Source organism: Mucilaginibacter sp. 3215 (assembly GCF_050433785.1).
GTDB lineage: Bacteria > Bacteroidota > Bacteroidia > Sphingobacteriales > Sphingobacteriaceae > Mucilaginibacter.
The window spans coordinates 94678-104705 of sequence record NZ_JBNPWO010000020.1 but is presented as its reverse complement, the minus strand read 5'-3'; the positions used below and the strand labels follow the sequence as shown (position 1 = coordinate 104705).

At 41.1% G+C, this 10028-nt stretch carries 13 protein-coding genes; 8 read left to right on the top strand and 5 right to left on the bottom strand.

Annotated features, from left to right (window positions below; genetic code table 11):
* From ABIC84_RS23815 to ABIC84_RS23795, 5 genes are all read left to right on the top strand, one after another.
* Positions 1-261 (top strand): hypothetical protein (locus ABIC84_RS23815; RefSeq protein ID WP_429265179.1); only part of this gene is annotated, 261 nt, incomplete at its 5' end.
* Positions 262-1012: 751 nt separating this feature from the next.
* Positions 1013-1939: an outer membrane protein assembly factor BamD gene (locus ABIC84_RS23810; protein ID WP_176624999.1), complete on the top strand. Its 927-nt coding sequence runs from the start codon at positions 1013-1015 to the stop codon at positions 1937-1939.
* A 31-nt stretch (positions 1940-1970) separates the two neighbouring features.
* Complete coding sequence (locus ABIC84_RS23805; protein WP_090529735.1) at positions 1971-2303, top strand: DNA-directed RNA polymerase subunit omega; 333 nt, start codon at positions 1971-1973, stop codon at positions 2301-2303.
* Between the two features lie 121 nt (positions 2304-2424).
* On the top strand, positions 2425-3627 hold the full coding sequence (gene coaBC / locus ABIC84_RS23800; RefSeq protein ID WP_429265178.1) for a bifunctional phosphopantothenoylcysteine decarboxylase/phosphopantothenate--cysteine ligase CoaBC: 1203 nt from the start codon (positions 2425-2427) through the stop codon (positions 3625-3627).
* Positions 3624-4517 (top strand): DUF4835 family protein, encoded by an 894-nt coding sequence (locus ABIC84_RS23795; RefSeq protein WP_429265177.1) that lies wholly within the window; start codon positions 3624-3626, stop codon positions 4515-4517. The genes coaBC and ABIC84_RS23795 overlap by 4 nt, the downstream gene beginning before the upstream one ends.
* Positions 4518-4718: 201 nt before the next feature.
* Here the strand turns inward: ABIC84_RS23795 and ABIC84_RS23790 are convergent, their stop codons facing one another.
* From ABIC84_RS23790 to ABIC84_RS23780, 3 genes are all read right to left on the bottom strand, one after another.
* Positions 4719-5306: a hypothetical protein gene (locus tag ABIC84_RS23790; protein WP_429265176.1), complete on the bottom strand. Its 588-nt coding sequence runs from the start codon at positions 5304-5306 to the stop codon at positions 4719-4721.
* Positions 5307-5311: 5 nt separating this feature from the next.
* Positions 5312-5959: a transposase gene (locus ABIC84_RS23785; RefSeq protein WP_429265175.1), complete on the bottom strand. Its 648-nt coding sequence runs from the start codon at positions 5957-5959 to the stop codon at positions 5312-5314.
* Between the two features lie 230 nt (positions 5960-6189).
* Complete coding sequence (locus ABIC84_RS23780; RefSeq protein WP_426581868.1) at positions 6190-6696, bottom strand: hypothetical protein; 507 nt, start codon at positions 6694-6696, stop codon at positions 6190-6192.
* A gap of 230 nt (positions 6697-6926) precedes the next feature.
* Here ABIC84_RS23780 and ABIC84_RS23775 point away from each other — a divergent pair, with 230 nt between their 5' ends.
* From ABIC84_RS23775 to ABIC84_RS23765, 3 genes are all read left to right on the top strand, one after another.
* Entirely contained in the window at positions 6927-7829 is a 903-nt protein-coding gene (locus tag ABIC84_RS23775; protein WP_429265174.1) for a hypothetical protein, read from the top strand.
* 108 nt (positions 7830-7937) lie between these two features.
* Positions 7938-8198, top strand: coding sequence for a hypothetical protein (locus tag ABIC84_RS23770; RefSeq protein WP_429265173.1), 261 nt, complete (start codon positions 7938-7940; stop codon positions 8196-8198).
* Between the two features lie 68 nt (positions 8199-8266).
* Entirely contained in the window at positions 8267-8953 is a 687-nt protein-coding gene (locus tag ABIC84_RS23765) for a PAS domain-containing protein (RefSeq protein WP_426581876.1), read from the top strand.
* A 60-nt stretch (positions 8954-9013) separates the two neighbouring features.
* Here ABIC84_RS23765 and ABIC84_RS23760 read toward each other — a convergent pair whose 3' ends face one another.
* A complete protein-coding gene (locus tag ABIC84_RS23760) occupies positions 9014-9412 on the bottom strand; it encodes an SPW repeat domain-containing protein (protein WP_426581878.1) in 399 nt (132 codons plus the stop codon).
* 117 nt (positions 9413-9529) lie between these two features.
* On the bottom strand, positions 9530-10015 hold the full coding sequence (locus tag ABIC84_RS23755) for an ABC transporter ATPase (protein WP_426581880.1): 486 nt from the start codon (positions 10013-10015) through the stop codon (positions 9530-9532).
* Positions 10016-10028: the final 13 nt, after the last annotated feature.

Genomic DNA, 10028 nt, shown 5'->3' with positions numbered 1-10028 from the left:
TTTCGCTCTCTCAAGCACCCTTCCGTTTGGGTCTGCAAAGGTAGAAAACCTTTTCTTATTTCCAAAACTTTTTTATTTTTTATTTTTCAAAGTTTCAGACCCGCTTCTCTCTCCTCTTCTCCTCGTTTGCGGGCTGCAAAGGTGTGGATTTTTTTTCATTCCCACAAAAAAGATTTTAATCTTTTTTTTCCTGTACTTTTCTATCCTTTTAATGTACTAACCCCGCTAACTCGCTTCCTCGTTTGCGGGCTGCAAAGGTAGCCACTTTTACGCCTTCTCCAAATTATTTCTACCTATTTTCCTTAATGTTTCCTTAACATACTATACATCAGGCAAAAAAGTTTATACAAGCCTCGAAAACCAGCGTTAGGAATAGCAGCGGGTACCGGCCAACGAGCGTAATGCCTGCAGGCGTATGAGCGAATAGCCCGGTCAGAGGCAACGCCCTCATTCAGCTTGCTGTTTTGAGCTCACAATTAATACTTACAAAAATAAGGACTCATCAACATCGGGACTATAGATAACTTATCCATTTGCAACCTCTACTATATATAGATAGATAACCGCGGAAAACTCACCCCACGATGACTTGCATACCCCCGGGCACACCAAAGATTCATTTGATATCTACAAACCTTTTGTACCTCCGGTGTAACTATATGTCTCTATTGTTAAACTGCCACCCACGGCTATTAATTTAAGAGACTGCGAGGCCTCAACTTGCACTCAAAAAATTAACATTAAGCTATGCACAGTTAATTCTACAAACTAAATGTTCATGCTATAATTCTCCTCCTTAAAACCTTCAGGTTAATGAAATCCAAAAAACCATATACACGATATAAGAAACGGACATTTTAATCGTATTAATCAAGGAAGCTTACACTCCCAACCTGGCAATAGTTAAAAGATGTTAAATACACTATATATATAGGTACGGAGCCAAAGCCTCGTTATATATTAGCGGCTAAATAAAAATTGATTGATTTATATTATTAACTATCTTTGCAGAATGTTTAAAAAGCAACTAACGTTATTAGCCAGTGTTTTAGCTATCGTAATTATTACGCTTGGCAGTTGTAAAAGCAAATACGAAAAGTTAAAAGCCAGTAACGATTACGCTAAAAAATATCAGGAAGCTATTAAGTACTATAATAAAAAGGACTATAACAAAGCTTTAGGTTTATTTGAGGTACTGGTGGAGCGATACCGTGGCCGTGAAGGTGCAGAAGACCTCTTTTATTACTACGCGTTTACGTATTACAAACAAAAAGATTATACATCGGCAAGATATCATTTTAAAACATTTGCCGATACCTATCCTTCAAGCCCAAGAGCGGAGGAATGCCGCTTTTTCTCTGCTTATTGCTACTACCTTGATTCGCCAATATATTCACTTGATCAGGATAATACATTAAAAGCTATTGACGCTTTGCAGTTGTTTATTAATCTTTATCCAAAAAGCGACCGTGTAGCCGAGGCCAGCAAGCTGATCCAGAACCTGCGTGATAAACTGGAAACCAAAGCTTATGCCAACGCCAAACTTTATTTAACCATCAGCGATTATCAATCGGCAGTAATTGCGTTCAACAATGCACTGCGCGATTATCCTGATACCAAATATGGCGAGGAAATGGAATACCTTATTGTTAAAGCACAATATCAATATGCTTACCATAGCTTTGAAACCAAACAGGAAGACCGTTTTAACCAGGCTATAGCTTATGCCGACCAGTTTGCAGAAAAATATCCGAATAGTAAATACCTGCACGAAACTCAGGCATATATAAAAGACAGCCAGCAGGGCATAAAACAGGCGCAGCGTTTAATTGCCGAAGCAATGAGCAATGAAAAAACCGCGAAGAAACTTTTAAAGAAAGATACCGTAACAACAACATCGCCATCTGAAAAAAATCAGCCGCAAAAAATACCATATTAATTAAGATATATTAAAGAGTTTAAATTAAGATATGACAGCTAACAACAGTAATAAACCAGCAGCAGCCAGCAGCACTGTAACCCGCGATTTACGCGAGCTGGATACCAAAACAGAGAACATCTATGAGTCGCTTGTGATTATGTCAAAAAGGGCAAACCAGATCTCGAACAACATTAAAGAAGAGCTTCACCAGAAACTTTCTGAATTTGCATCATCAAATGATAACCTGGAAGAAGTATTTGAGAACCGTGAGCAAATTGAAATTTCAAAATATTACGAAAAATTACCTAAACCGTCATTAGTTGCCGTTCAGGAATTTTTAGATGGTAAAGTATACTACCGTAACCCAACTAAAGAGGTTTAGTCTCCCGGCTCCTAAAAAAGCAGCTTCGGAAATTTATTTATATCGTGAAAAACTCCCCTATCGGGAGTTTTTTCTATTTTAGCCTATATTTATCCTTTCGCCTATTGGCGGATCTGAGCTTATGCTTAAAGACAAACACATTGTTTTAGGAGTTTGCGGCAGTATTGCAGCCTACAAATCGGCACTGCTGGTTAGGTTGCTGGTTAAAGCAGGCGCCAATGTTAAAGTGGTGATGACTGCCGATGCCACCAACTTTATCACACCGCTTACACTCTCAACGCTTTCAAAAAACACGGCGCTGGTTGACTATTTTAAGGCTGATACCGGCGAATGGAACAACCATGTTGAGCTTGGCCTTTGGGCCGATATGATGGTCATTGCTCCTGCTACGGCCAACACTCTTGCTAAAATGTCTAACGGCCTTTGCGATAACCTGCTTAACGCGGTATATCTTTCGGCCAAATGCCCGGTTTATTTTGCTCCGGCTATGGACCTGGATATGTGGCTGCACCCGGCTACCCGCCAAAACGTAAGCAGGCTGCAATCATTTGATAACATCATGATTCCGCCCGGTAACGGCGAACTTGCCAGCGGCCTGTATGGTGAAGGCCGGATGGCCGAACCTGAAGAAATTGTTGCTTTCCTGGAAGCTGAACCAAAAAAAAAACTCCGTTTAGCCGGTCATAAAATACTGGTAACCGCCGGACCAACTTATGAAGCTATAGACCCAGTACGGTTTATCGGCAACCATTCGTCGGGCAAAATGGGGTTTGCTATCGCAGATGAACTGGCCTTGATGGGGGCCGACGTCACTTTAGTGACCGGGCCGACTGCGCAAATCAGCAAGCAGCAAAATATAAAACGGGTTAATATTATTTCGGCGGCACAAATGTTAGAGGCCTGCTTAACCGCTTATGGCGATGCAAAGGCCTGTATCATGAGCGCTGCCGTTGCCGATTATACCCCGGCTGATGTTGCCACTCAAAAGATCAAGAAAAGAGACGACGATCTGCGCATCGAACTGAAGAAAACCACTGATATCTTAAAAACCCTTGGCGAGGCCAAACGCGAAGGACAAATATTGGTTGGTTTTGCTTTGGAAACCAACGACGAGGAAATGAACGCGATAACCAAGCTGCAAAAGAAAAATCTTGACTTTATTGTACTAAATTCGCTTAATGACGCGGGTGCCGGTTTTGCAGGCGATACCAATAAGATAACTATTATTGATCGTGAGCTTAAGAAAACTACTTTCGACCTGAAAAGCAAGGAAGCAGTAGCCCGCGATATTTGCAATAAAGTTGCCCAACTGATAAACGGATGAAAAAACTGCTGCTTTATACTTTGCTAATGTTTCTTTGCTGCCGGACCGTGGCCCAGGACCTGAATGCACGTATACAAGTATTATCGCCCAAGATACAGGTTGCGAATAAGCGCGTTTTTCAAGCCCTGGAAACTGCCATGAAGGATTTCCTGAACGGCCGCAAATGGAGCGCTGATCCAATTTTACCGCAGGAGAGAATAGATTGCAATTTTGTGCTGAACATTACCAACTGGGATGGCAGCAGTAATTTTACCGGCGAGCTGCAAGTACAATCGTCCCGGCCGGTTTATGGCACATCCTATACCTCTACCTTATTAAATCTTAATGATAAAGATGTTAGCTTTAGTTATACCGAAGGCCAGACTATTGACTATACCGATCAAAATTTTCAGGGAAATTTAAGTTCGATCATGGCTTTTTATGCCAACATTATTACCGGCCTTGACTATGACACGTTTTCAAAATTTGGAGGCACGCCATATTTTTTAGCTGCACAGACCATCGTAACCAATGCGCAAACATCATCATATGGTGGCTGGAAAGCGTTTGATGGCAATGTAAACCGCTATTGGTTATCCGAAAACCTGAATAATAAACTATATAACCCGTTACGCAGCTTTTTGTACGATTATCACCGCAACGGGCTCGATTTAATGGCCGATAATGTAAGCAAAGGCCGAAAAGCTATTGATGCCCTGCTGCCTTTACTACAGCAAATAGACCGACAACGTGTGGGCGCAATGCTTCCGCTTATATTTTATACAGCAAAAAGTGATGAACTGGTTTCCATTTACAGCAAGGCCGATAACCAGGAACGGTTAACCGCCATGAACCTGTTTTTAAAGCTCGACCCTGCTAATGGGAATAAATATCAAACGTTGCAGAAATAACCGTTACTGTTGAGGAACGACAAAGTAATCCCCTGTTTATGAGGGCCTTTTTATTTTGGCTTATTAATAATTACAATTTGTAAGTCACTGATTATTGAGCGTGTTATTTCGATTGATTTTATAGCACGGGCGTTGCCTGCGGGCCAGGCTATCCGTTCATACGCCCACAGGCTGAAAGCCCAATGTCATTAAGTTAAGGAATCATAAGGCGTCTTTTTGGTTTTTGGTGACGATAGGCTTGTCCTTATAGCGATATTTTTGTGTATTTCTGGGATTATTTCTGTTTGGGCGTATGGGAACAGTATTCTTAAGGAACAATGATTCGAGTTCCGCTAATATTTGCTCTAATGGCCCGTCTTGATGTAGCAATTCTATGACCCTATTTTTTAAGAATCCGTAAGAAAGGTTTGTATTGACTTTATGGTCATACAATCTCTGTTTATTCTGCTCTTCAAACTCATCAACTAAACTGCTGATGATGACTGATTGAAGATTACTTATAAAGACTGCACAGCCGATATCTTGGTTGATCGTTTGATCGGAATAACCCGAAAAATATTCGATCTTCAGCTTGTTTTTCAACTCATCCATAAACGTCTCTATACCCCACCTCATAAAGTAAAGCTTCATAAACAGCTTCGATGGATGTTTCTGACTATCCAGCAAGGTAGTAATCAGTACTTCTGTTTCCCCGTTGGGGAGATCGATTCTTAGTAAACGTACTTGGATACTTGTTTTTCTGCTGTAGTTTTTGCCTTTGAACGATTTGTCCTGATCGGGGTACATCAAGGTAATTAAAGACGCTTTCCACCTGCTACAAATTCCTTTACCAGGTTAGAATGAACGGTCTTCGCCCGGATTAAACAATCAATACCCGCCTGAACATGCTCATAAATAAAGGCAAAGGATGGATACCCGCGGTCATAAATAATCAAATCGCCTTTTTTCCATTGATGCTTATGCATCAATGCAAGGTCGCGTTCAGAGGCTCTTCCTTTGCCCAACACAACATCAAGTGTCAGTTTATTCATCACATCAAACAGTACGGACATTTTTGCCTGCACGATCGACAAGGTCGCGGCGTTGCTGACTACGCCGTATTGCTGCTGTAATTCTTTGGTAAATGGTAAAGTTAGTTCGGAACTGTCTGCCGCCAGGATTCGCAATCCATGTAAAAGCTTTACCTCATCATTTTCAGGCCTGTAAAAGCCCTGGATAATAACAGACGAAAGATATTTGAATACCTCGGGATTGATCTTTTTCCGATTTTGAACGAAGGCGCTGGACGTAAACGGCAATACCCGATGTGAAAGCTTGTTATTCAATTGTTGTAAAAAGCCATCTATCTCTACGCTAAGGCTCTTTTTAAGCTGATTGACCATCAGAAGGATAGCAGACAGAAATGATTGCTTACGAGTTCTGGTAAAGTGTTTATCGTCCATCTTAAACTGCGCCGCTAAGTTTGGATTAACTAACTCGGCCCTCACCTTTTCAAGCAGAAAAAGTGAGTTTTTTTTGCAATTTAACTATTTGATTATGAATTAAATATAATAAAAAATAATCAAAATTCAAATTAATAAACTGACAAACAGATACTTATAGCTTAACTTAATGACATTGGGCCTTATACGCATTGGCCGGTATCCGCTCCTATCACTAACACGATTTTTTACTACTCCTGAACCAATCTCAAAATTTCGGGCAGGTTCGGATAACGGATACTTAAGGGTATTGATTCATAAAGAGGATAAAATCGCTCGCGGCCAATCCAATATTCCGTAAGGCCTTGCTTAACTTCTGTCGTGTAAATTAACCGCTTGCCCGTAGCCGGTTTTATTATATAGGTATGAAAATTAAAACTTCCCGGTTTAAGCTTAATACGCTCGCCTTTTTTAATAACATTCTTTTTCGTAACAGAGTCCCATCCAAGTATCTTTTCCTGATATAGGGTATCGGCCGGTACGACTGATATTACTTCATAAATGGTAAAAGACCTGCTTCCTGCATTTATCCATTTTAAAACCATATGACTACCAACCACACGCTTTTCAAATTTCAACCGTGTAAACGATTGATTGGCATAAACATCAAACAACTTCAAATCTCCAATTATCTTATCGTTTACACCATCGTGTTCAGCTTTTAGAAGATACCTATCTTTCTTTAAATCAATTTTCAAGTTATTTGTGTTGGCTTGATTGCCAACACAAAATAATATGATCAAAAGCGAAATACGTCTCAGCATAACCGTAAAATTAGCAATTGATATTACTCAATAAAATTCAGTCGCTTATCCTCTCTAATTTTTCGTAATAAGTTTTTTACATTCAGATGATATAAATATATTAGCAGGAGCACTAATTAATCCCTAAATAATTGGCTCCCGCTGCTTACCGGCTCACCTTAACCTTGATTGTACTTTTAAGTACCTGCAAGCTGTTTGCCCAAACCCTGGTTGATCCGGTTGATTCGTTACAAACACAGTTAGACGCCAATGGGATCTTAGCTTCTATATTCAGCGGCAAAAGCAGCAAACCTGCCGCGGTTACCGAACAGGTACGAAACCGCACCTACTGGTCGGTATTGCCATCGGCCGCTTATAACCCGAGTGTGGGGTTTGCAGTTGGGGTAATTTCATCAGTAGGGAAATACTTTGGCGATCCTTCAACCACAACGCTTTCGGTAATTAATGCGGGCTTTTACCTGTCAACAAGCGGGCGCTCTACTTTTGAGTTTAAGCAAAATGCATTTTCAGCCGAAAACAAGTGGAACTTGCAGGGCACTGTACAAATAGGGAAAACCGTTGCTATGGACAACGGCCTCGGCGCCGGCAGGCGCAGTTTTGGCGAAGGCAGCTTTTTCATGAATAGTACCCATTTTGACAATAATCCTGATGCATTCCCTATCCGTTATGTATATATCAAAGCTAATGAGCGTATCTACCGTAAACTGCCAACCATATACGTAGGCGCCGGGCTAAGCTTTAATTATTACAGCCATATAGATGATGACCGCAAGGATATCCCCATATCAAAAACTCATAACTACCGCTATAGTATCTGTAACGGTTTTCCTGTTAACTCGTACCAGGTTAATGGCTTGTTGTTCAATTTCCAGTTCAATAACCGCGACCAGCCTAACCGCCCGTTCAGGGGTATTTATGCCGATATAGTTTTGAGGAGCAACCAAACCTGGCTGGGAAGCAACCGCAATGCCATGCAGGTAAAGTTTAAGTTCAGGAAGTACTGGAGCCTGTCATCAACCCACCCGAACATGTTTTTGCGTTGTGGCACTGGTCAAACTATTTGTTAAGCGGGGCGCTGCCCTACCTTGAACTACCCGGCACCGGCAGCGATGCTTATGACCGCATTGGCAGAGCTTTCATTATTGGCAGGTTTAAAGGCATGTCGTTTGTATATAATGAGGCAGAATACCGCTTTTCCGCTAACAGGCAATAAGTTGCTCAGCGGCGTTGCTTTTGTTAACGCCGAAATGGCAAACAATCAGCAACGCAAAAAGCTATTCAGGTACCGGGAGCCCGGTGGCGGCGCCGGATTGCGGCTGTTGTTTAATAAATACACACGCCCTAATCTATGTATTGATTATGCCAGGGGAGCTTATACCTCGAGAGTTTCTTTTTGGGATTTAACGAGGTGTTTAGCTGTAAGCAGGCTCAAATAACAATAATACCGCTATAAACTGGTGTCATTTTTGTACTGATTTTTCTTGAACAAGCAATCTACCGTAAAATGCGCACTCCGTTAACCTCACAACTACTTGGCGACCTTATTGAAAAAGGCTACGAATATGTATTGGTAAAAGTAACCGTAAACCAACAAACTGAAGAGGTGGTTGACATCACCCTTGTACCCGTTAAAACTAAACCCGTCCTTAACAATCTGCCGGCAGGCTACGAGACGTTTTATCGCATAACCCGCGAACCTGTGCAACTCGCTTGCGGAGTTGACAAAACAAGTATTTTTATAGAATATCAATCATTTGATAATGAAGTAACCGACAAAGATATTTTTGACGACACTTATTTTAGAATGAGCGAAGAGTTTTTCAGGCAGGTATTGGACAGCCTTGAAGATTACGCCGTAATAACCACCGATAAAAATGGAAACATCAATAGCTGGAATACCGGCGCCCAAAAAGTTCTTGGTTATACCGAACAGGAAGCGTTAGGGCTTAACGGCCGCATTTTTTTTATTATTGAGGATATTGCCGCCGGCAAGCCTGAATTGGAATTAAAAAGGGCATTAAGCATGGGCAGAGCTATTGACGAACGCTACCATGTACGTAAAGACGGCACTCGTTTTTGGGGGAGCGGACTGGTTTTCCCTTTGTTTGATGAACAACATAATCATCGGGGCTTCACTAAAATAATGCGCAACCAGCGCGAGGAGCAACTAGCAAAAGAACTTGGCATATAAGACAAACGGGGGCACTCAATGAGCGCCCCCGTTTGTCTTATATCTTTTAAAAAAAGGAAATTACGCGTTATAGCTTACGCCGTGATCTTCTTCAACTTGTGGGTTAATAAATGGCGAGCCTTTAGTAAAGCAACCTACAATTAAAAGATAGGCGCCAAAAATTAATTGCGGTAAAACCATTCTATCAGAAAAGGCATAAACCCAGGGTGAGCAAAATAAAAATGAACCCATAATTACGTCGCCTACATTATGCATTACCATAGGGAATTGTTTGATAAAACCCATTTCGTTTTTAGCGAAGATAGCCATGATCAGCTGTAACCAGCCAATTATTAAAGGCAGGAACAAAGCAGCGCCGCCAACATGAAGCGTATCAAAAGTCCATAATGATGAGATCATTAACAGGGCTACAACGTAGTTTAAAAATCCGTAAGTTTTGGTTGAGATGAAGCCTTTCATTTTTATAGCTTATTTATAAGTATCAATATAAATGATTTAAATTTAAATTTTGTGCCAAAGGTAAACATTTGCACGGCTTAAGTACAGTAAATTTAAAAAAATTGAACAGCCGGTTAACTAATTGGCCACCAGGTCACGAAATAACTGAATGTGCCAGCTATCTTTAAAAGGCACCTCCCATTTAGTTTCAAGCTCGGTTAAATTTTGTACCAGATTGTTGTAAACTACGGTTTCTTTAGTGATGCTGCCATCTTTTAATTTAGCCTCAAAATCATGGCGCGGCAGTGAAAGCACTTCCTGCCCTTCGCGATAAGCTAAATTAAACCTATCGAAAAGGTTGATACCTAAATGCTGTTGCACCTGCTGCATAAAATGAACCGATTTATCGATAGAGCAACCGCTGGCACCTGCCTGGCTTTCATCAACAATTAATATAAAAAAACGGTTATACCTCACCTCGCCTTTGGCTTTCAGCTGGTTGTTGTGGGCTGTCCAGTTGGTGGTAAACTTGTCCAGCTCGGGCTGTATCTGCTGCACTTCCAGATCGGTTAATTTCCTGTCCGACTGATAGATCCAAACTCTTGACTGTGGAGAAAATTTCATTTCCAAAAATATC